General features: G+C 46.8%; 20 protein-coding genes. 2 read left to right on the top strand and 18 right to left on the bottom strand.

The genetic code is table 11. The features are described 5' to 3' along the window. Positions 1-227: 227 nt before the first annotated feature. The 8 genes from glpX to rpoE form a co-directional block, all read right to left on the bottom strand. Complete coding sequence (gene glpX, locus E4663_RS15700) at positions 228-1,196, bottom strand: class II fructose-bisphosphatase (protein WP_079477933.1); 969 nt, start codon at positions 1,194-1,196, stop codon at positions 228-230. 61 nt (positions 1,197-1,257) lie between these two features. Further along, the gene (locus E4663_RS15695; protein ID WP_079477932.1) at positions 1,258-2,544 is read right to left on the bottom strand and encodes a UDP-N-acetylglucosamine 1-carboxyvinyltransferase; all 1,287 of its coding nucleotides are present in this window, start codon (positions 2,542-2,544) and stop codon (positions 1,258-1,260) included. A 69-nt stretch (positions 2,545-2,613) separates the two neighbouring features. Further along, positions 2,614-3,255, bottom strand: coding sequence for a fructose-6-phosphate aldolase (gene fsa / locus E4663_RS15690; protein ID WP_079477931.1), 642 nt, complete (start codon positions 3,253-3,255; stop codon positions 2,614-2,616). A 113-nt stretch (positions 3,256-3,368) separates the two neighbouring features. Beyond that, on the bottom strand, positions 3,369-4,235 hold the full coding sequence (gene fba, locus E4663_RS15685) for a class II fructose-1,6-bisphosphate aldolase (RefSeq protein ID WP_079477930.1): 867 nt from the start codon (positions 4,233-4,235) through the stop codon (positions 3,369-3,371). A gap of 153 nt (positions 4,236-4,388) precedes the next feature. Next, positions 4,389-4,760, bottom strand: coding sequence for a response regulator (locus E4663_RS15680; protein ID WP_079477929.1), 372 nt, complete (start codon positions 4,758-4,760; stop codon positions 4,389-4,391). Positions 4,761-5,063: 303 nt separating this feature from the next. Continuing rightward, positions 5,064-6,665, bottom strand: a complete 1,602-nt coding sequence (locus tag E4663_RS15675) for a CTP synthase (protein ID WP_135328317.1) — start codon at positions 6,663-6,665, stop codon at positions 5,064-5,066. Positions 6,666-6,868: 203 nt separating this feature from the next. Further along, positions 6,869-7,234 carry a hypothetical protein gene (locus tag E4663_RS15670; protein ID WP_338323654.1) on the bottom strand — a complete coding sequence of 122 codons (366 nt, stop codon included), beginning with the start codon at positions 7,232-7,234 and terminating at the stop codon, positions 6,869-6,871. Next, positions 7,179-7,418, bottom strand: coding sequence for a DNA-directed RNA polymerase subunit delta (gene rpoE / locus E4663_RS20330; RefSeq protein WP_338323653.1), 240 nt, complete (start codon positions 7,416-7,418; stop codon positions 7,179-7,181). Before rpoE ends, E4663_RS15670 begins: the two co-directional genes overlap by 56 nt. A gap of 254 nt (positions 7,419-7,672) precedes the next feature. Here rpoE and E4663_RS15665 point away from each other — a divergent pair, with 254 nt between their 5' ends. After that, the gene (locus E4663_RS15665) at positions 7,673-7,993 is read left to right on the top strand and encodes a hypothetical protein (RefSeq protein ID WP_079477926.1); all 321 of its coding nucleotides are present in this window, start codon (positions 7,673-7,675) and stop codon (positions 7,991-7,993) included. A 514-nt stretch (positions 7,994-8,507) separates the two neighbouring features. On the opposite strand, the gene icmF is transcribed toward E4663_RS15665, so the two are convergent. From icmF to E4663_RS15625, 8 genes are all read right to left on the bottom strand, one after another. Next, positions 8,508-11,753, bottom strand: coding sequence for a fused isobutyryl-CoA mutase/GTPase IcmF (gene icmF / locus E4663_RS15660; protein WP_135328316.1), 3,246 nt, complete (start codon positions 11,751-11,753; stop codon positions 8,508-8,510). A 2-nt stretch (positions 11,754-11,755) separates the two neighbouring features. Continuing rightward, positions 11,756-12,391 carry a TetR/AcrR family transcriptional regulator gene (locus E4663_RS15655; RefSeq protein WP_135328315.1) on the bottom strand — a complete coding sequence of 212 codons (636 nt, stop codon included), beginning with the start codon at positions 12,389-12,391 and terminating at the stop codon, positions 11,756-11,758. Then, positions 12,384-13,328: a methylmalonyl Co-A mutase-associated GTPase MeaB gene (meaB, locus tag E4663_RS15650; RefSeq protein WP_135328314.1), complete on the bottom strand. Its 945-nt coding sequence runs from the start codon at positions 13,326-13,328 to the stop codon at positions 12,384-12,386. Before meaB ends, E4663_RS15655 begins: the two co-directional genes overlap by 8 nt. A gap of 87 nt (positions 13,329-13,415) precedes the next feature. Beyond that, positions 13,416-14,558: an acyl-CoA dehydrogenase gene (locus E4663_RS15645; protein WP_135328313.1), complete on the bottom strand. Its 1,143-nt coding sequence runs from the start codon at positions 14,556-14,558 to the stop codon at positions 13,416-13,418. A gap of 12 nt (positions 14,559-14,570) precedes the next feature. Then, the gene (locus tag E4663_RS15640; RefSeq protein ID WP_079477921.1) at positions 14,571-15,716 is read right to left on the bottom strand and encodes an acyl-CoA dehydrogenase; all 1,146 of its coding nucleotides are present in this window, start codon (positions 15,714-15,716) and stop codon (positions 14,571-14,573) included. Positions 15,717-15,737: 21 nt separating this feature from the next. After that, a complete protein-coding gene (locus tag E4663_RS15635; RefSeq protein WP_079477920.1) occupies positions 15,738-16,589 on the bottom strand; it encodes a 3-hydroxybutyryl-CoA dehydrogenase in 852 nt (283 codons plus the stop codon). A gap of 17 nt (positions 16,590-16,606) precedes the next feature. Next, on the bottom strand, positions 16,607-17,794 hold the full coding sequence (locus E4663_RS15630) for an acetyl-CoA C-acetyltransferase (protein WP_079477919.1): 1,188 nt from the start codon (positions 17,792-17,794) through the stop codon (positions 16,607-16,609). 173 nt (positions 17,795-17,967) lie between these two features. Further along, a complete protein-coding gene (locus E4663_RS15625) occupies positions 17,968-20,100 on the bottom strand; it encodes a (Fe-S)-binding protein (protein WP_135328312.1) in 2,133 nt (710 codons plus the stop codon). A 167-nt stretch (positions 20,101-20,267) separates the two neighbouring features. On the opposite strand from E4663_RS15625, the gene E4663_RS15620 reads away from it, so the two are divergent. Next, positions 20,268-21,446, top strand: a complete 1,179-nt coding sequence (locus E4663_RS15620) for a phospholipase D-like domain-containing protein (RefSeq protein WP_135328311.1) — start codon at positions 20,268-20,270, stop codon at positions 21,444-21,446. A 3-nt stretch (positions 21,447-21,449) separates the two neighbouring features. On the opposite strand, the gene E4663_RS15615 is transcribed toward E4663_RS15620, so the two are convergent. Continuing rightward, positions 21,450-21,629 (bottom strand): XapX domain-containing protein, encoded by a 180-nt coding sequence (locus E4663_RS15615; protein ID WP_079477916.1) that lies wholly within the window; start codon positions 21,627-21,629, stop codon positions 21,450-21,452. A 314-nt stretch (positions 21,630-21,943) separates the two neighbouring features. Continuing rightward, on the bottom strand, positions 21,944-22,758 hold an 815-nt coding region (locus E4663_RS15610; RefSeq protein ID WP_135328310.1), incomplete at its 5' end, for an IS256 family transposase.

Raw genomic sequence — 22,758 nt, 5'->3', positions numbered from 1 at the left:
TTGTACTCCTCGGAACGAAAGGTTTCAATGCTCATGTGTGAAAAATATTCAATAGACTAGGAGGAAACTGAAGTATTGGTGGGAGATGCTATGGGCTGCAGGTGGTTCTGCTGGTGGTCTCGTTTTACATATCTCCCAGTAATTACATCTCTAAGTGTGTAACAGAACCATCCCAAAAGAAGAATAGCCGCTTCTCGCGGCAGTTCTTCTTTGGTTTGGTCAACTATTTATGGTTTTATAACTAAGTTCGGTTTTTTCTTCAAACTGTGGTCCCCGTCGATGAAGCGTACGGTCCCGGATTTGGCCCGCATGACAACGGTTTGGGTCGTGGCTTTCTGACCCTTGAACTGGACACCCTGCAGCAATTCACCATCTGTCACGCCGGTTGCTGCAAAGATGGCGTCTTCCCCGCCACAGAAATCATCCATATACAGGACTTTATCGATATCTTCTATCCCCATCGACTGGCAGCGGTATAGCTCTTCGTCGTTGGAAGGGATGAGTTTCCCTTGAATCTCTCCTCCCAAACACTTGAGAGCCACTGCTGCTAACACGCCTTCTGGGGCTCCGCCCTTTCCGAACAGAATATCGACACCGGTATGATCGAAGGCTGTGTTGATGGCTGCTGCCACATCCCCGTCCGGAATAAGCTTGATCCTGGCACCAGCCTCACGGATCTCCTCAATGATCCGCTGGTGGCGCTCACGGTTCAAGACAACCGCAACGACATCTTCCACATCTTTGTTTTTCGCTTCCGCAACGGCCTTCAAGTTCTCGCTGACCGAAGCGTTGATATCAATCTTACCGACGGCTTCCGGTCCGACCGCGATCTTATCCATGTACATATCCGGAGCATGCAGCATCCGGCTGTGATCGGCGATTGCAATCACAGCAAGTGCATTCCATGTCCCTTGGGCAACGATGTTCGTCCCTTCTAACGGATCGACAGCGACATCGACCCTAGGACCATATCCGTTGCCAAGCTTTTCACCGATGTACAGCATCGGGGCCTCATCCATCTCCCCTTCGCCGATGACAACGGTCCCCTTCATCGGGATTGTATCGAAAACGTCGCGCATCGCAGACGTTGCGGCATCATCCGCTTCTTCCTTTCGCCCTCTCCCCATCCAGCGGGCGGAAGATAATGCTGCCGCCTCCGTCACTCGAACTAATTCCATTGATAAACTTCTTTCCATGGTAACCTCTCCTCATTTGGGTTCAAAAGATTTTTCCTCATCTCCCCATGGAAATCGGTCTTTAGCTATTCTGAAATTGTTCTACTTCAGCTTCTGACATTTTTTCATACCAAACATTCGCACCAAGCTCGATCAGCTTGTTCGTGATATTCTCATACCCTCGCTCGATATGGTCCACACCTGTGATTTCCGTGATGCCATCTGCCATCAAACCGGCAATGACAAGTGCTGCTCCCGCTCTCAAGTCGGTAGCTTTCACTTTGGCTCCTTGCAGGTGGGATTGGCCCGTCACAATAGCGGAACCACCTTCGACTTTAATAGAGGCATTCATTCTACGAAGCTCATCGACATGCTTGAAACGAGCCTGATAGATGGTGTCCGTAACAACACCTGTCCCTTCTGCTTTCGTCAGTAAAGATGTGAAGGGCTGCTGCAAGTCGGTCGGGAAACCGGGATAGACCAGCGTCTTAATATCAACACTGCTCAATCGCTTGCCTGGCCGCACATAAAGTTGCTCATCATTCTCCTCAATCGTCACGCCCATTTCACGCAATTTGGCAATCAAAGATTCCAAGTGTTGGGGAATGACGTTATCAATGATCATCTCATCGCCTTGAGCGGCGGCCATGATGGTGTAGGTTCCCGCTTCAATACGATCCGGAATAATCGTATGTAGACACCCTTGCAACTGATCGACACCTTCAATGCGGATGACATCCGTTCCAGCACCTTTGATCTTGGCACCCATGCTGGTAAGAAGCGTAGCTACATCGATGATTTCCGGTTCTTTCGCCGCATTTTCAATCACCGTTTTCCCTTTGGCACGGACGGCGGCGAGCATGATGTTGATGGTGGCACCTACACTGACTACATCCAAGTAGATCCGTGCCCCACGTAGTTCTTCAGCGCGAAGATAAATCGCACCTTGTTCATTGGTTACTTCTGCACCTAGCGCTTCGAAGCCTTTGATGTGCTGGTCGATTGGGCGTGGTCCCAAGTGACATCCACCAGGCAGACCGATGACCGCTTTATTGAAACGACCAAGCATTGCGCCCATGAAATAATAAGAAGCACGGAGCTTCTTCACTTTTCCATTCGGCAGCGGCATCGAGATCATTTTGGAAGGATCGATATAGACGGTACGTCCATCTTTGTGAACCGTACCTCCGATTTCCTCAAGCAGATCCGATAAAATCCCCACATCCGAAATGTTCGGTAACCCTTCGATTGTGACTGGTGACTCAGCTAAAATCGCTGCTGGCAACAAAGCTACGGCACTGTTTTTGGCTCCACTGACACGGACTTGTCCGCGCAGCTTCGTCCCGCCTTCCACTAAAAGTTTATGCATGAAATACTCCTCGCTTTATTGGTAAAGATGATACACCTAGTATGTGCAATAATTTCCATTACACTCTAGTTATTTTTGATTATTCCAGTCATTGAGGAATTTTTCAATCCCCTGGTCTGTGAGTGGGTGTTTGACGATTTGTTGGAAGACTTTGAAAGGAACCGTCGCGATATGCGCACCGTGAATAGCAGCTTCCGTTACATGAACCGGGTGACGGATCGATGCTGCGATGATTTCTGTATCGATGGCATGACGGTCGAAGATTTCTGAAATCTGAGCAATCAAATCTACTCCGTTGTGACCGATATCATCCAATCTTCCAAGGAAAGGAGATACATATGTTGCGCCAGCACGTGCCGCAAGTAAAGCTTGGTTAGCAGAGAATACGAGTGTTACGTTCGTCTTGATTTTCAAATCTGAGAACGCTTTGACAGCCTTCAAACCTTCGAGGGTCATCGGGACTTTAACCGTAATGTTCGGTGCAATCGCAGCAAGTTCTTTCCCCTCACTGATCATCCCTTCCGCGTCTTCTGACACGACTTCTGCACTGACTGATCCTTCAACTTCCGCTGTGATCTCTTTCAAGCGATCGTGGAAAGAGACGCCCTCTTTCGCCACAAGACTTGGGTTTGTCGTCACCCCATCCAGAATTCCTAGAGCATTCGCTTCCCTGATATCTTCAATATTGGCCGTATCAATAAAAAATTTCATCCTGCTCACCCCTGTCAAAAATAATGTAGAGTTTTCCCGAAATTCATCAAATGATGGCGTTTTCATAACTGATGCAAAGGAAACCGTTACTATGTAACGGTTCCTGAATGTACTTATTTAGCTTGTTGAGAAGAACCGAATTCGCGCATTTTGCCGATAACGGTTTGTTTGATTGCTTCACGGCCAGGTCCAAGATATTTACGAGGGTCGTATTGTTCAGGCTGTTCAGCAAGAACTTCACGAACCGCTTTACCTTGAGCGATCTGGTTTTCCGTGTTTACGTTGATTTTAGCTGTACCGAAAGAAATAGCTTTCTTAATGTCAGCTGTAGGGATTCCTGTACCACCGTGAAGAACAAGTGGCTTGTCTACAAGACCCATGATTTCTTCCATACGGTCGAAGCCAAGGTTCGGTTCACCTTTGTAAGGACCGTGTACAGATCCAAGTGCTGGAGCGAATACGTCAACGTTTGTTTCGTCAACTAGTTGCTTACACTCAGAAGGAATCGCGTATGCAGCTTCTGCATCGTCTACGATAAGATCGTCTTCTTGTCCACCTACGCGGCCAAGTTCTGCTTCAACAGAAACACCGTGGATGTGAGCAAGTTCTACAACTTTCTTCGTAACCGCGATGTTTTCTTCAAGTGGATCGTGGGAAGCGTCAATCATAACAGATGTGAAACCTGCGTGGATTGCTTCTGCACACTTCTCGAAACTTGAACCGTGGTCAAGGTGAATAGCGACAGGTACAGTTGTACCGTAAGCTTTCATAAGGGCTTTAACCATGTCTACAACAACGTTGAAGCCTCCCATGTAACGTCCAGCACCTTCAGATACACCAAGGATAACTGGGGACTGCTCTTCTTCAGCAGCCTGTAGGATTGCTTGAGCGTACTCAAGGTTATTTAAGTTGAACTGCCCAACACCATAACGGTTTTCTTTAGCAGTTTCTAGCATTTCTTTCATAGATACTAACGGCATGAAAGATCCTCCTTTGAAAAATACGTTCGACTATTTACAAGTGATTTTTGGATAAAAAGCACTGGTAACTTAAGCTACAGTAATAGAATACCAATACCCACCCATCGGTGCAACAACCGCAGCTATTATAGAGCGCTTACATCCAAAAAAAAGTTAGGTTCGGCTTTTTTCTAGTACATTGCCTACCTTGTTTTGAAAATCTTGGATGTCGAACGGTTTGCTTATAATATCTTTCACAAAGGAATGATCCACCTGTTCTCTAACGGACTCTTCTGAGTCACCTGTGATAATGATGACGGGAAAATCACATTCCATTTCTACCATTTTATTCAGCACATCACGTCCGTGCATGACAGGTAAGTTAAAGTCCATGATCATCAGATCCACGTCGTGGTCACTAGCAAGCTCGCACGCCTGTTTCCCTGATTTCGCTGTGAGTGTTTGATATCCAGCGCTTTTCAGTACTTCCTCTAAGAGAAGTCGTATTCCGCTTTGGTCGTCTACTATTAGAATTGGATTCGCCATCTTATACCGCCTTTCAAATAGAAATCTCTATACCCCTCGTCCTATTTATATATCTAGTCTCTTCACTTACTTTCGATGAAAGCCGACTTAGTTCCTGCCGTATGTATGTTCTATTTCGCTAATTTCTTCTATTTTTGGAAGAGGATATCTGATCTGAACTTGTTGGGTTTTGTTTGGGGACGGTTCTCGTGTTTGGTCAAACACGAGAACCGTCCCCAACTCAAATGCACAACTCAAATGCACAACTCAAATGCCCAACAGCCTGAAAATAGCTGAGGTGAAAACCTCAGCTATTTTTGTTACTTATTTTTGATTGATTGCTGCTCCGATGAAGCCGTGGAAAAGTTCTTGAGAACGAGTCGGGCGGGACTTGAACTCTGGGTGGAACTGACTTGCAACGAACCAAGGGTGATCTTCTACCTCGATGATTTCGACAAGTCGGCCATCCGGGCTTGTACCAGAGAATAAGAAACCAGCCGCTTCCATTTGTTCACGGTAGTGGTTATTGAATTCAAAACGGTGACGGTGACGCTCGTACACCACTTCTTCCCCATAAGCTTCCATCGCTTTCGTGCCTGCTGTAAGACGAGATGGATAAACGCCTAAGCGTAGTGTTCCACCAAGATCTTCGATTTCTTTCTGTTCCGGCAATAGGTCGATGATCGGGTGTGGCGTTGCAGGGTTGATTTCTGCAGAGTGTGCTCCATCAAGACCGAGTACGTTTCGTGCAAATTCAACCGTTGCAAGCTGCATCCCTAAGCAGATTCCAAGGAAAGGCACTTTGTTCTCACGAGCATAACGGATCGCATCGATTTTTCCTTCAATACCACGGTCACCGAATCCACCTGGAACTAGAATACCGTCAACGTCCTTCAGCTGTTCGGATACATCTGTACCTTCAAGCTCCTCGGAGTTGATCCACTTCACATTGATATCTGTATTGTAGTCATAACCAGCGTGCTTAAGTGCTTCTACAACAGAAATATAAGCATCTGGAAGTTCTACATATTTACCGACAAGTCCGATTGTCGTTTTTCCTTCCAGGTTCGTCACTTGGTTGATCAACTTGTTCCACTCTGTCATTTCTGCCGGAGGGCAGTTCAGGCCGAAGTGATCACAAGTCAGTTGATCGAGATTCTGTTCCTGCAAAGTGATCGGTACGTTATAAAGAGTCTCCGCATCGCCCGCTTCTATGACAGCATCTTTATTGATATCACAGAACAACGCGATTTTTTCTTTCATATCTTCTGAAATAGGCATTTCTGTACGCAAAACGATCGCATCTGGCTGAATACCTAGGGAACGCAATTCCTTCACACTGTGCTGGGTCGGTTTTGTCTTCATTTCACCAGCAGCTTTCAAGTAAGGTACCAATGTACAGTGAAGGTACATAACGTTATCCCGGCCGATATCGCTCTTGATCTGACGGATTGCTTCTAAGAATGGAAGGGATTCGATATCTCCGACTGTTCCACCGATCTCCGTAATGACGACATCTGCATTCGTTTCGTGCCCTGCACGGAAGACACGGTCTTTGATTTCATTCGTGATGTGTGGGATGACCTGGACGGTACCACCTAAGTAGTCTCCACGTCTTTCCTTCTTGATTACGCTTGAGTAGACTTTACCTGTTGTCACGTTACTGAATTTGTTCAAGTTGATGTCGATGAAACGCTCATAGTGACCAAGGTCCAAATCCGTTTCTGCTCCGTCTTCCGTTACGAACACCTCGCCGTGCTGATAAGGACTCATTGTTCCCGGGTCGACGTTGATGTACGGATCGAATTTCTGGATCGTCACTTTCAACCCTCTGTTTTTTAACAAACGACCTAGAGAAGCCGCCGTGATTCCTTTTCCTAACGATGACACTACTCCACCTGTTACAAAGATATATTTTGTTGCCACGGATATCCCTCTTTCTTATATATGATTTACCTATTGGTTCTTTATTTCATAAGGGGTCTTACCTATACGGTATCCTAATTTGCTATAAAAAATAAAAAACGCTCCCCTGGTCCAGGGGAGCGTTATATCGTTTCGTTCTGAATTTAAAGAGCCCAAATTAGATTGTACTGATTTGGCTTTTGAAAGTCAACAGCGTTTTCGAATTACTCTTCTTCTTCGTCATCGTCGCCGATGAAACTGATGTCATCCTCAACGATTTCTTCTTCCTCTTCATCTAAATCGTCGTCTTCGTAATCGCCATCGAAGTCGTCATCATCGTCATCATCAAGATCAAGATCTTCATCCGTCAGATCGATGTCATCTTCTAGATCATCGTCATCTGAAGAATCGTATTCGGATACACCAAGTTCATCTTCAAGAAGCTTGGATGGTTTTTTCTTCTTCTTTTTCTTCTTCTTGCGCTTCTGTGGAAGATTCGCAATTTCCTCTTCCATTTGCTCTACAGGGTACCACTTACGAAGTCCCCAGCGGTTTGTTCCGATCGTCATATAACGACCATCGATATTCATATCTGTACAAAAACTGCGCGATGTTGTTTTCTTTTTGTTGTTCAGTGAAGTTTTTCAGGGAAGCAATACGGTTGAATAAATCATTAAAGTCCATTGCTTCTCTTTCTTCTTCTAAAATGATCGTTGCAAGTTCAATCATTGAAATCTCTTCAATTTGCTCTTTGCTTAGTTCTTTTAAGCTCACGATCTCAGCACTCCTTTATCTACACATAATAGAAAATATGACTTGATAGGCATACGAATCACATTTAATCATACCATCCATTATATGATTTGGAATCACAAAAATCAAATCTATCGCTACAACCATTAGTAGCCAAACCGAATAGAATTTAAACCTCTACCTCAAAGTAAGTGGAAGACGGTAATTGTTTGGTCTTCGGGGCCTTTTCGTATAAAATAAACGTACCCATAACTAGATGAAGGAGAGAACACAGAATGCTAAAAACACACCCGTTCAACTGGGTCGCCACCATTATCATTGTTCTAATCGTTGGCGTCTATGTAGTCACGAATTACGGCATGATCCGCTCAGAACACTTGGAAGAAGCGACGGTTACTGAAAAACATCATGGAGAAGATGGTTATTATGTGATGGTAGATGACCAAAAACTCCATGTGAAGGATACGAGTACTTGGATGCTTCTTGAAGCAGACGAGACCTATAATCTGACGTATGAATGGTACGGGATGAAGAAGCCGTACATTACGGAAGTAAACCAGGCCCATGATGATGATCAGATCGGCGGAGGCCACTGATCCTAAATTAAACTGATAGCGGTCCTTTCACTATTGGAGTATGCAACGGGGTGGAAAATAACTCACTTTCCGCCGGGAACGCCATGCCTCCTCGCTCTATACCTTTTGGTATCTCACTCTATTGTTTAAGGAACTGCGCCTGCGTCTTCTAGTATCGCTCCGTAGCAAACTTTCTCGGCGCAAAGGTGCTAGGAAGATTACTCAAGTTGTACCTTTGCAGGAGTCTCGCCGTTTCCCCACCACCTTTACCCAAAATGGGTTGAACCGATGTTTATCGGACGGCTGCAAATACTACCATATAATTAGAGATACTTATAGAGCGTAGGCAACATACGTAGACTCCTGCGGGAATAGCGCGAGGTGAAGACCCCGGAAGAAAGCGGTCTTTGCTTTCTGAGGAGGCTGAGGCCGTGCCCGCGGAAAGCGAAGTATGTTGCCGAAGCGGCGCTTTCTATACTTCATTAAAAAACCCGAACGATACCATTCGTTCGGGTTTTCTATTTCTTTGTAGAAACTACATGTTTCTTCTGTATTGACCGCCGACTTGATAGAGGGCGTTGGTGATTTGACCGAGACTAGCAACTTTGACCGTTTCCATGAGCTCAGCGAAGATATTGCCATCGTTTGCCGCGACATATTTCAGTCGTTCGAGGGCTGCTTCCGCTTTATCTTCATGTGCTCCTTGGAAATTGCGGAGTTCTGTAATCTGGTGCTCTTTCTCTTCCTTCGAAGCACGCGCAAGTTCCATAGAATCAATGTCTTCTTCAGAAGGTGGATTCGGGTTCAGGTACGTGTTCACACCGATGATCGGCAATTCACCTGAATGCTTCTTACCTTCGTAATAAAGCGATTCTTCTTGGATTTTCCCGCGTTGATACTGGCGTTCCATCGCACCGAGTACACCACCACGGTCATTGATCCGTTCGAATTCTTGCAGAACTGCTTCTTCGACAAGGTCTGTCAGTTCCCGGATAATATACGATCCTTGAAGAGAGTTCTCGTTTTTCGTAAGGCCGAACTCTTTGCTGATGATCATTTGAATGGCCATCGCACGGCGGACAGATTCTTCTGTCGGGGTGGTAATGGCTTCATCATAAGAGTTCGTGTGAAGTGAGTTACAGTTATCCTGAATGGCGATCAGTGCCTGCAACGTCGTACGGATATCGTTGAAGTCGATTTCCTGAGCGTGCAGGGAGCGTCCAGACGTTTGGATATGATACTTCAGCTTCTGGCTACGCTCGTTAGCACCATACTTATTCTTCATGACAATCGCCCAGATTCTGCGGGCTACGCGTCCCATCACGGTGTACTCTGGGTCGAGGCCGTTCGAGAAGAAGAACGATAAGTTCGGTGCGAACTTGTTAATATCCATTCCGCGACTCAAATAGTACTCTACATACGTAAAGCCGTTCGCCAATGTGAAGGCGAGCTGTGTGATCGGGTTCGCACCGGCTTCTGCGATGTGGTAGCCGGAAATCGAAACAGAATAATAGTTACGCACTTCGTGATCGATGAAATACTGCTGGATATCTCCCATCATACGAAGGGCGAATTCCGTTGAGAAGATGCACGTATTTTGCCCCTGATCTTCTTTCAGGATATCGGCCTGGACAGTTCCACGGACGACATGAATTGTTTCTTCTTTGATCTTCGCTGCTTCTTCTTGATTCGGCTCGCGTCCGTTTTCTTCTTTGAAGCGATGAAGTTGCTGATCGATCGCCGTATTGAAGAACATCGCAAGAATAATCGGTGCCGGACCGTTAATCGTCATCGAAACGGAGGTCGTAGGGTCGACTAGATCGAAGCCATCATACAGCTTCTTCATATCCTCGAGCGTACAGATATTCACACCGCTCTCGCCGACTTTCCCGTAGATATCCGGGCGTTCATCCGGATCTTCACCATACAAGGTGACGGAGTCGAACGCCGTACTCAAACGCTTCGCATCATCGCCTTCTGATAAGTAGTGGAAACGTCGGTTCGTCCGTTCTGGAGTCCCTTCTCCTGCGAACTGGCGCTTCGGATCTTCCCCTTTTCGTTTGAACGGGAACACTCCCGCCGTAAACGGAAAGGCTCCAGGCACATTCTCTTTCAGCAACCACGTCAAACGATCGCCCCAATCCGAATACTTTGGAAGTGCGACTTTCGGTATTTTAAGCCCAGCTAGACTTTCGGTTGTAATGTCCATTGTGATTTCTTTTTCACGTACCTTGAACGTGTACGTATCCCCGCTATATCGTTCATGCAATCCGTCCCAGTCATCGAGTTTCTCTTTTGCTTCACGGTCGATGGACTTCTCGTAATCCTCTAGTAAGCGTTCGAGGCTCGCCTTCGTTCCCTCATCTTCCAGGCTTTCGATTGTGCCTTTCAGTTGATAAAGTTTGCGTGCCTTCTCTGCTTCATTCTCTGTCTGTGTGTGATAATCCCGGACAGCTAAGGCGATGTCACGGAGATACTGTTTACGGTCGTTCGGAATAATGACGTTCTGCTTCTCTACCTTATCGACACGTTCGAGTGACGTTGTATCTCCCCACTCGTATCGCTCGTTCAGCACGTCGACAATTGATGCGAACAATGTATTTGTTCCTGGGTCGTTGAACTGGCTGGCAATCGTTCCGTAGACCGGAAACTTCGAATCGTCATCGTGGAACAACATGTGGCTGCGTTGATATTGCTTCTTCACCTGCTTCAGGGCGTCTTCGGACCCTTTTTGTTCGAACTTGTTAATGACGATGAAGTCGGCGAAATCGATCATATCGATTTTCTCAAGCTGTGAAGGGGCACCGAACTCTGCGGTCATCACATACATCGACAGATCCGTGATTTCCGTGATGGCAGCATCTCCCTGCCCAATCCCACTCGTTTCTATGATAATGAAGTCGACACCAGCGGCTTTGACGACTTGGATCGCTTCTTCGACTGCTGTCGATACTTCCGATTTCGCATCACGTGTTGCGAGGGAACGCATGTAAACGCGTGGGTTGAAGATGGCGTTCATACGAATACGGTCTCCAAGAAGAGCACCACCTGTTTTCCGTTTGGTAGGATCTACAGAAAGAATCGCAATTTTCTTGTCCGGTATCTCATTGATGAAGCGACGGATCAATTCATCCGTTAGCGAGCTTTTCCCAGCACCGCCTGTACCGGTGATACCGAGAACAGGAATCTGTTTTTCCTGGGTGTTTTCCACCGCTGTCTCGAAAGCGGCGACTGCTTCACGCTCTTTTTTCGGCGTGTTCTCCACATAAGTGATGAAGCGGGCGATGGCTTGATGATTTCCGTTCGTCAACTGCTTGACGCCTTCTTCCACTTGTAATGGAGGAAGAAAATCGCACTCCTCTATCATCATGTTGATCATGCCTTGAAGGCCTAGTGAACGTCCATCTTCTGGTGAGAAGACGCGTGCTACGCCGTAATCATGTAGTTCCTTGATTTCACGCGGGATGATGACACCACCGCCGCCTCCGTAAACGCGAATGTGACCTGCCCCTTTTTCATTCAAGAGGTCGACCATATATTTGAAGTATTCGACGTGTCCTCCTTGATAAGAAGAGATTGCAATACCCTGTACGTCCTCCTGTACAGCTGCGTTTACGACTTCCTCTACAGAACGGTTATGTCCGAGGTGAATAACTTCTGCACCTGTCGACTGTAAAATACGCCGCATTATATTAATGGATGCATCATGACCATCGAAGAGACTCGATGCCGTTACAAAACGCACCGGATTCTTCGGCTTATATACCGTCGGTTGTTCCATCTTCATGCTCCTCCTTTGAATGGTTCGTATTCTCCTAATCCTTCAAGCAACAATTGAATCTGAAGGTCGGTGTATGATTGGATCGTGAACTGCCTTTGCAAAATCCAACGACGGAATCCCCACATTTGACCTTGGACGAAAATATTATTGGCTAAAAGCTGGACTTGCTGCTCTGACTGACTGTTGGATAGACTGTTCCGGATGACCTCTTCTAGCATCGCGACCATTTCGCGCTCTTTTTGCAGAACGTAGTCCTGGGCATCACGCGGCAGAGATTTGACCTCTTGGTACATGACCAGCACTTCATCCTGCATATCATCCATCAGTTGATAATAAGAGCGTATGGCGTGCACCAAGCTCTGGATGGTCGTTTCACGTGGATCAATGGATGCTTCCATTCGTTCTTTCACTCGTTGATAGATCGAATCACAAACTAGGAACAAGACATCTTCTTTCGTCCGGATATATTCATAGAGCGTACCGATGCTGAACCCGGAGGCTTTCGCAATTTCACGGGTTGTCGTCTTATGGAATCCTTTTTCAATAAAGAGGGTTACGGCACCCTTGATCATCTGATTTCTTCTCTTCGTGACGAGTGCTTCATCTTTAATGGAAGAAGGGACTTCTTTTTTAGCCATCATCATTCCCCTTTTTCATCCAATTTTGAACCCACGAGCGTGCCAGTTGATACGGATCGGCCTCTTCATGGAGCGCCTTCTGTTTCTCCTCATCCGCTTCCACCGTATTACTGACTTCTCTCCATAGTTCCTCACGTATCAAATCATAGACTTCGAGCTTGAGCTGTTGTTGCCGCTGCTTTTCTCCTTGCTTCGATTCATATAAGTACGATTTATGTTCGACGAGCTTCTCCCACAGTTCCTCTAACCCTTTGTTCTCGGTCGAGATGGTCCTGACAATCGGGGGCTGCCAGCCTTTAGGCTTTACGATCATACGGTATTCTTCCAATGTCGCTTTCAGCTTTCCGACACCTGGAAGGTCTGCTTTATTAATGATAAAGAGGTCAGCGATTTCCATGATGCCGGCTTTGAAAATTTGCAGGACGTCTCCACTATTTGGCGTCAGGACGAGCCCCGTCGTATCGACGACTTTCATAATATCCAGTTCCGACTGTCCGACGCCGACAGTTTCTACTAAAATGACATCAAAACCGTACGCATCGCATGCGCGGATTGCATCTTTTGTGGACCTTGCAAGCCCGCCTAGACTGCCTCGCGTCGCCATGCTCCGTATGAAAATGCCCGGATCCATGAAATGCTGATTCATCCGCGTCCGATCGCCCAGTAACGAGCCACCACTGAAAGGGCTTGTCGGGTCTACAGCGATGACAGCAACGGTGAGATCTAGACTCCTGATGTACGTCAGAAGCTGATTGATGAGCGAGCTTTTGCCTGCACCAGGTGAACCGGTTATACCGATATAATGGGCCTGCTTTTTGATAGAAAAGATGTCGCTCATGAGCTTGAGCTTATCATCGTCGTCATTCTCAATCAGTGTGATGGCGCGGGCGAGTGCGCGCATATCTCGTTTTTGGATTCGTTCGGCGAGTGGGTGCATCATCGGTCCACCTTCTGCATTCTTTAATGCTGATTCTATTCGGAAGTCAGGGATGGCACACAGTATAGCCGCCCCAACCTAGCTTTCTTAATCTTTTGTAACCATCCGTCCAATGACAAGACGTTGGATTTCCTGGGTACCTTCGTAGATCTGGGTAATCTTCGCATCACGCATGTAGCGCTCGACCGGATAGTCTTTCGTATAACCGTATCCGCCGTGAACTTGGACCGCTTCTGTTGTAATGCGCATTGCAGCGTCTCCTGCAAACAGTTTCGCCATTGCAGAAGCCTTGGAATATGGAAGGCCTTCCGATTCTAGGTATGCCGCTTGGTAAGTCAGCAATCTCGCTGCTTCAATTTCAGTCGCCATGTCTGCAAGTTTGAAGGAGATCCCTTGCAGTTTCGCAATCGGCTTACCGAATTGCTCGCGTTCTTTGGCGTAGGACACCGACTCATCGAGTGCACCCTGTGCGATACCAACAGCTTGGGCAGCGATGCCATTACGACCGCCATCCAGCGTCATCATAGCAATTTTGAACCCTTCTCCTTCTTCACCAAGCAGATTTTCTTTCGGAATCTTGCAATCTTCGAAAATCAATTCTGTTGTCGGAGAGGAACGGATGCCAAGCTTCTTCTCTTTTTTACCGAAGGAGAATCCTGGTGTTCCTTTTTCCACGATAAACGCGCTGATACCGCGGTTCCCTGCTTCTTGATCTGTCTTGGCGAACACGACATAAAGGTCCCCGACGCCACCATTTGTAATCCACACTTTGTTCCCATTCAGGATATAGTGATCGCCTTCCAACTGAGCAACGGTACGCATAGAGGAAACATCACTTCCAGCCCCAGGTTCTGATAATGCGTAAGCTCCTAGCTTTTCGCCTGAAGCGAGTTGAGATAAGTATTTCTTCTTCTGTTCTTCATTTCCGAACTTGTAGATCGGCCAGCTGGCAAGTGAAATGTGAGCGGATAGCGTTACGCCGGTTGAAGCGCAGACACGTGATAGTTCTTCGACGGCAATGACGTAACTGACGAAGTCCGATCCAATTCCGCTGTAATCTTCCGGCCACGGAATACCCGTCAAACCTAGTTCTGCCATCTTGTCAAAAATCTCACGGTCGAAGCGTTCTTCCTCATCACGCTCTGCAGCGGTCGGTTCGACTTCATTTTTGGCGAAGTCGCGCACCATTTTTCTCAGCATTTCCTGTTCTTCAGTTAATGTAAAATTCACGGTAGATCCCCCTTAGTCTCTGATCAGTTGATTGGCAATGACAATACGTTGAATTTCGCTCGTTCCTTCATAGATTTCGCATACTTTCGCATCGCGGAAGAACCGCTCTACATCATAGTCCTCCGTGTATCCGTATCCACCGTGAACTTGGACCGCCTCGATGGCCGTATCGACGGCTGTTTTCGAAGCGAACAGTTTCGCCATGGATGCTTCTTTCGCGCAAGGCTTACCTGCACCTTGGAGAGAAGCAGCATTATAAGTTAATAGTTTAGAAGATTCGACAGCTGTCGCCATGTCGGCGAGCTTGAAGGAGATGCCTTGGAGCTTGGCAATCGGCTTGCCGAACTGTTCGCGCTCTTTTGCATAAGCGATAGACTGTTCTAAAGCCGCTTCTGCAATGCCTAAGGATTGGGCAGCGATTCCGATCCGACCGATATTCAAGTTAGCCAAGGCGATTTTATACCCTTCGCCTTCCTCCCCAAGCAGCTGTTCAGCCGGCACTTTGCACTGGTCGAAATTGAGAGAAACGGTACTCGATCCGTGCAGCCCCATCTTCTTCTCAGCTTTCCCGACCGAGAACCCAGGTGTGTCACGCTCGACGATGAAGGCACTCAAGCCCTTGCCGTTGTGCTCCTCTTGGTTCGTCCGTGCAAATACGATGAATGTATCCGCGTTCCCACCGTTAGTGATAAACACTTTCGATCCATTGAGTACGTAATGATCGCCATCACGGACAGCACGCGTCTTCAAGCTGCTTGCGTCAGAACCTGCGCTTGGTTCGGTTAAGGCAAAAGCACCTAGATATTCGCCAGAAGCGAGCTTCGGTAAGTATTTCTGTTTTTGTTCCTCTGTACCGAAATAGAGAATCGGATTCGTACCGACGGATGTGTGAACGGATAAAATCACACCGATTGTCGCGCTCACTTTGGACAGTTCGTGGATAGCGATGATATAGGATGTGTAGTCCATTTCCGCACCACCATACTTTTCAGGAATCGGAATTCCCATCAGACCGAGCTCACCCATTTTCGGGATCAATTCCTCCGGGAAACGGTCTTCCTTTTCCATACGTTCCACCGCAGGAGCGACTTCCTTTTCAGCAAAATCACGAACCATTTTGCGCATCATTTCTTGCTCATCTGTAAACTTTAACTGCATTGACCCTCTCTCCTTCACCAGTTATTCGTAGATGTAAAACCCTCTTCCTGACTTTTTACCAAGCCAGCCAGCCTTGACGTATTGGCGAAGCAATGGACAAGGGCGGTATTTGCTGTCTCCAAATCCTTCGTGGAGAACTTCCATAATATAAAGACACGTATCCAGTCCGATGAAGTCAGCCAGCGTGAGTGGTCCCATCGGGTGGTTCATTCCGAGCTTCATGACAGAATCGACGTCTTCAGGTGAAGCTACACCTTCATAAACCGTATAGATCGCCTCGTTGATCATCGGCATCAGAATACGGTTCGAAACGAATCCTGGGAAGTCGTTCACTTCGACCGGTACTTTATTCAATTGCTTCGTCATATCTTCAATCGCTTGATACGTCTCATCACTTGTTTGAATCGCACGGATGACCTCCACGAGCTTCATGACAGGAACGGGGTTCATGAAGTGCATGCCGATGACTTGTGACGGGCGGTTAGTGACCGCCGCTATTTCGGTAATCGGTAGCGATGATGTATTGGTAGCTAAAATCGCGTGTGCCGGCGTCACTTCATCAAGACGCTTGAAAACCTGTTCTTTCACATCCATGTTTTCCACTACCGCTTCGATGACAAGATCACAGTCTGAAGCATCCTCGATATTCGTTGTACCTGATAATCGGTGGAAGGCCTCTTTCTGCTCTTCCTCTGTCATCTTTCCTTTTTCTACAGCACGGGCGAGGCGTTTTTCGATGCCTGCTAATCCTTTGTCCAGTGCTTCCTGCTTCATATCGTTCAGCTTTACGGATAAACCGGCTTGAGCGAAGACTTGCGCAATACCTGCACCCATCTGCCCTGCGCCGATGACCATTACTTGTTTGATTTCCATGTTCACCTCTCCCTTCGTTATTGTTTCGGTACTTCGATCAAGACTGCGTCGCCTTGACCCCCGCCGGAGCAAATCGCTGCAATACCTAGTCCGCCGCCGCGACGTTTCAGTTCGTAAGCAAGCGTCAGTAGAATTCTAGCTCCACTTGCGCCGATCGGGTGGCCTAGCGCAACAGCTCCACCGTTCACATTCACTTTTTCCGGATCGAGACCTGCGATTTTCCCACTAGCCAAGGAAACAGCTGCGAATGCTTCGTTCACTTCGAACAGATCGATTTCTTCTATGGATTTTCCTGCTTTTTCTAAGATTTTATTAATGACTAGTCCCGGTGTCTGCGGGAAGTCCTGTGCCTCTACTGCGATTTCGTCGTGAGCAAGGATAGTGGCTAAAGGAGTCGCTCCAACCTGTTCCGCCTTCTCATCTGACATCATCAACATTGCGCACGCTCCGTCGTTTACGCCTGGTGCGTTACCAGCTGTGATCGTTCCTTTCGGGTCAAAAACAGGACGGAGTTTCGCTAGAGCTTCCACCGTTGTATTCTTGCGAGGCGCCTCATCTTGATCGACAACAAGCGGATCGCCCTTGCGCTGAGGTACTTCAACAGCAGTGATTTCACTTGCCATTGTGCCGTCTTCTATCGCTTTCACTGCGCGCTGATGACTGCGGTATGCCCATTCATCTTGAGCTTCACGCGTGATTTCGAGTTCTTCAGCAGTACGGTTTCCGTAATTGCCCATGTGTACATTTTCAAAAGAACACGTCAGGCCATCATGCACCATCATATCTTTGACAGGAGCATCCCCCATGCGCAGACCCCAGCGTGCTTTCGGCATGAAGTAAGGTGCATTGCTCATGCTTTCCATACCGCCGGCAACGATGATGTCTTCTTCACCGAGTCGGATGAACTGATCCGCCATCGTCACACTCCGCATTCCGGAAGCGCAGACTTTGTTGATTGTTTCCGTTTTAACGTCCCATGGAATACCTGCTTCTCTTGAAGCCTGACGGGAAGGAAGCTGTCCTTGCCCACCTTGAAGAACGGTACCCATGATGACTTCTCCAACGTCTTCTGGACTTACGCCACTTCGTTTCAGTGCTTCTTTAATTGCTATTCCACCTAGCTGTACCGCTGTCAGCGGGGCAAGAGATCCTCCAAATTTACCAAAAGGTGTACGGGCTCCATCTACAATTACAGTCTTACGCATGTTGGTTCCTCCTCTTATTGATAACGCTTACAAAATTGACGATTGAACGCTCGCTCAATTTCGCTTCATAAGGAAAGTGTACCGAATATCGCGTACACTTTCCATAATTTTTCTACTATTTTTAATTTTAGTTTAATTAAATGGTAAGGTGTATTCCGCTCTAATCCCTTTGCTTAAGCGGTCTTTTCCCCTGTGTTTTCGAACATGGATTTCGCAAGAATTTCTGCGATATCCATTGTGCTCACTTCTTCTTCTACCTCTTTTGCCTTCGTCCCGTCGGATAGCATCGTCAGGCAGAATGGGCAGCCGCTTGAGATCATCGTCGGCTCGACCTCGAGGGCTTGTTCCGTACGGGCTACGTTGACGCGGTTTCCGGATTTCTCCTCCATCCACATCATACCGCCACCCGCTCCACAGCACATGCCGTTCGAACGGTTACGTTTCATTTCAACCACTTCGACTCCTGGAATCATCTCCAGTACTTCACGAGGTGGCTGGTACACTTCGTTGTAACGTCCTAGATAACAACTGTCATGGTACGTAATCTTCTCGTTGACGACACCTTCAGGTTTGAGGCGTCCTTCCTTCAACCATTCCGCAAGCATTTCCGTATGGTGGTACACTTCTGCTTCTAAACCGAAGTCCGTGTACTCATTTTTGAAAATGTTATAAGCATGCGGGTCGATCGTGATGATCTTCTTCACGTCATGCTTCGTGAACTCTTTCATGTTCTTCTCTGCAAGCTCTTGGAATAGGAATTCGTTCCCCATCCGGCGTGCCGTATCTCCAGAGTTCTGCTCTTTGTTTCCTAGGATTGCGAACTTGACGCCAGCAGCGTTCATCAGCTTGGCAAAAGCCATTGCGATTTTCTGACTGCGGTTATCGTATGATCCCATAGAGCTGACCCAGAATAAGTATTCGAAGTCTTCTCCGGATTTCTTCAGTTCTTTCACCGTCGGGATGTGTACGTCTTCATCAAGGCTACGCCAGTCTTCGCGTTCCTTTTTCGAAAGACCCCAAGGGTTACCTTGGCGTTCGATGTTCATCATCGCACGTTGACCGTCTGGATCCATCTTTCCTTCTGTCAGGACTAGGTAACGACGAAGGTCGATGATTTTATCGACGTGTTCGTTCATGACCGGACACGCATCTTCACAGTTTCGGCATGTCGTACATGCCCATAGTTCCTCTTCCGTGATGACATCGCCAATCAAGCTCTTATTGTTGACGGCTTCTACAGAAGCTGCCGCCTCATCCGTTCCTTGAGAGCGGGCCATCTGAGCAAGCGTGTTCCCCTCTGTTCCAGAGAAAGCGTAAGCCGGAACCCATGGAGACTGTCCTGTGACGGCCGCACCTTTTTCAGTCAAGTGATCACGAAGCTTCACGATTAAGTCCATCGGTGACAGCATCTTACCAGACCCGGACGCCGGACAAACGTTAGTACAACGTCCACATTCCACGCAGGCGTAGAAATCGATCATCTGTAATTGATTGAAATCTTCAATTTTACCGACACCGAAGGAAACCTCTTCTTCGTCAGCCTCTTCATCAATTTCAAAGTCGATCGGCTGCAATTTCCCTGGTGGATCCTGGCGACTTAAGAAAACGTTCGCTGGTCCTGCAATCAAGTGTGCGTGCTTCGATTGTGGCACGTACACCATGAAAGTAAGTAGTATCAGCAAGTGAACCCACCACATGACATAGAAGATGGTGGCTGCAACAACTGGTGGAACCCAGTAGAAAGCGCTTGCAATAATGGTCGCAACAGGTTCTGTCCAGGCACCGTCATAACCGAACCAAACTAGGCTCATTCCGTTACCGACAAGTACCGAAACCATTAGCGTCCCGATGAATATAAGTACAAGTCCTGCTTTGAATCCGCGCTTCAAGCGAACAAGCTTTTCAATATAACGGCGATAAAACGCCCAAATCACAGCAACTAAAATCGTCAGTGTCACAAGTTCTTGGAAGAAGACAAACCCTTCATAGAAAGGTCCCAGTGGCAGGTGCGACTGAGGTGCTAGTCCTTTCCAAATAAAATCGATAGCCCCGAACTGTACAAGCAGGAAGCCATAGAACATCATGACGTGGATTGCGCCTGACTTTTTATCTTTCAGCAATTTCTTCTGACCGAATACGTTGACCCATACTCTCTGTAATCGTTCTTTCAAATCCCCATCAAACTCGAATTTCCGTCCCATCTTGATGTAAGCGATACGTGTACGAACGACGCGAACGAATAAGTATAAACCATAGATCGTTACGCCAAGGAACAGAATCCAGTTTGCGATTAACAATGGATTCATCAGTTCTCCCCCTCTTTGATGTGACCGCATGCGCGGGTTCCTAATTTTCTGAATCTTATAGTTCTATCATAAATTATGAATGAGCATTCAGTCAACATGTTTTCTGCTTTTTCCTTTTGAATCAATTAGGAATGGGGAAAGCATACTAAAGTTAGGAGGTGGACCCAATGATGGTCGTTTTAATTATCATCATTCTTTTTGTCCTTTTATTGATCGATTTCAAGTTGGGCAGAAGACAGCATCATCGTCACGCCCGCAAATTATCCTTTGAACAAACGACCGCAGACTACACCCTTTTCAAGAACGGTTCACCTATGTATGAGAAGCTCTTCAACGACATCTATCAAGCCACCACTCAAGTGGACGTGTTCTTTTACTTAATCGACAAAGATTACATCAGTCGCAACTTCCTGCAAGTGTTGAAAAATAAAGCTAAGGAAGGCGTACCAGTCCGTCTTCTTGCCGACCGGCTCGGGAGCTACCGTTTGAATAAGCAGATACGGCAGGAGCTTGAAGATGCAGGAGTCGAGTTCCGTTTTGCTGAAGTACCGACATTCCCTTACCTTTTCTACAAGCTACAGCGCCGCAACCACCGTAAGATTGCCATCATCGACGGGGAGATCGGTTACGTCGGCGGTTTCAACATCGGGAAAAACTATATCGGGCAATCCTCTAAGTTCCGAGACTGGCGCGACTATCACCTAAGATGCACAGGACGTATGGTGAAAGAGTTGCACGAAGTCATGCTCGATGATTGGGATTTGGCTACTGGTGAGAAAATCGAGGCCTTAGAGTCTCCTGACACAGGATCCCAGAATGTCAGAATCGTTGCAACGGACGGTGTAGGACTCGAAGATGAGTTGAAGGAGATGATTGATAGAGCCGAACAAGAATTGATGATTGGTACCCCCTATTTCATCCCGACCGAGCGGTTGATGGGCGCACTTGAGGATGCGTTGCAAAGGGGCGTCGAGCTGTACATTATGGTGCCGCTCAAGTCCGATCATCCTTTTGTCAAAGAAGCAGGTATCCCTTACCTGAACCGGTTGTACCGATTAGGAGCGAACGTGGGCTTTTTCGATGCTGGATTCTATCATGCAAAAGTCGTGATCGTAGACGGTCAGCTTGCCGACTTAGGCACGGCGAACTTCGACCGGAGAAGCTTGTTCTTGAACAAGGAAGTCAACACGTTCATTTATGAAAAACCGTTCATCGACAACTTGAGGGATATGTATTTGGAAGACTTCGAAGACACGATTCCGTTTGACGATCACTGGCTTAGAAACCGCTCCGCCGGCACGCGGATAAACGAAAAGATCGCAGTATTACTGCGACCTTTTCTTTAGTTCCTATTTAATGATGTGGGTAAGCATAGGACTGACCCATGCGACGAGCTTGAAGCCTAGATAAATACCGACAATTCCGACTACCCCTGCCGCAGCGGGTGGTGCTGGAATCGGTAATTTCAGCAACGCGAATACGATGCCGACGACAAGTCCTGTAAGTAATGCAAATATGATTTCTTTCATGATGTGATGACTCCTTTTTTATAGTTTAAACGCTTCCAAAATTATGATACGCAAGGATTTCGGAGAAAGACGTGCGTGGGAAGCTGATTTTGAATTGGGGGTTTGCTAAGTAAGGGTGAGATAGGTTTTCTATCTGCCCTTTCTTTGTGTCTCTTACTCTAAAATGTCCAAGAGAACCACTTTAACTGCCATTTCTAATTGCTTTTTAGTCAAGTCCGCAATCTTGTGTAAATTGATATCCACAATGAAATTACCTATATGGTTGAGAAGATAGTTTTGATTTACCGGAGGAAAGGGCCCTTTCCTCCGGTAAATCAATTTCCACCTGGTTTCTTGTTTACGAAGAGAGGTCGTTTGAGTTTTAACATATCCACGTAATCCATCAATACAGCCCCTAGTAAACGAAAGGCTGATTGGGTGTTAGGGAATATGCGAATCACGCGTTCTCGGCGTCTGATTTCTTGGTTTAATCTTTCTAATGAGTTCGTACTTCGAATGTACACATGGTAATCTTTCGGCTCCGTCATGTACTGGATCGCATCATCAAATCCATCTTCTAATTTACGGATAGTTTTGTCTAATTTAGTATTATCACTATATTGAGTAATGAATTTTTCTTTGGATTCTCTAGCGTCTTCAGGAGAAACCGAATCAAAGATTCTCTTCAAGTCCCGTTTCGCTTCTTCCATATCTTTTTTCGGCATAGATTGAATCAAGTTCTTTTTGAAGTGAACCGTGCATCGTTGCCAAGAGGTACCCACAAACTCCTTTTGAATCGCCTTTTTTAATCCGGAGTGAGCGTCGGATATAATAAGTTTTGGCGATTGGAGACCTCTTCCTTTTAGTCTTTCAAAGAATTCCTTCCAAGCTTCATAGCTTTCTTCGTGGTCTACTTTCATACCTAATACTTCTCGTTCGTGTTTCGTATTAATGGCTGTCGCAATATACATCGCTTTGGATACTACTTTGTGGTGTTCTCTAACTTTAATATAGAGAGCATCAACGAAAATATAGGGATAGTATTCTGTATTTAAAGGGCGTTCCGCCCACTGACGCACAATGGGATCAAGCTTTTCCGTTAAGGAAGAAACGAAGGATTTGGATACAGATTCTCCACAAAGTTCCTTAA

Origin of the sequence: Halobacillus salinus, from assembly GCF_004684905.1 — a bacterium.
GTDB lineage: Bacteria > Bacillota > Bacilli > Bacillales > Halobacillaceae > Halobacillus > Halobacillus salinus.
This window is presented reverse-complemented; position numbering and strand designations above follow the sequence as displayed.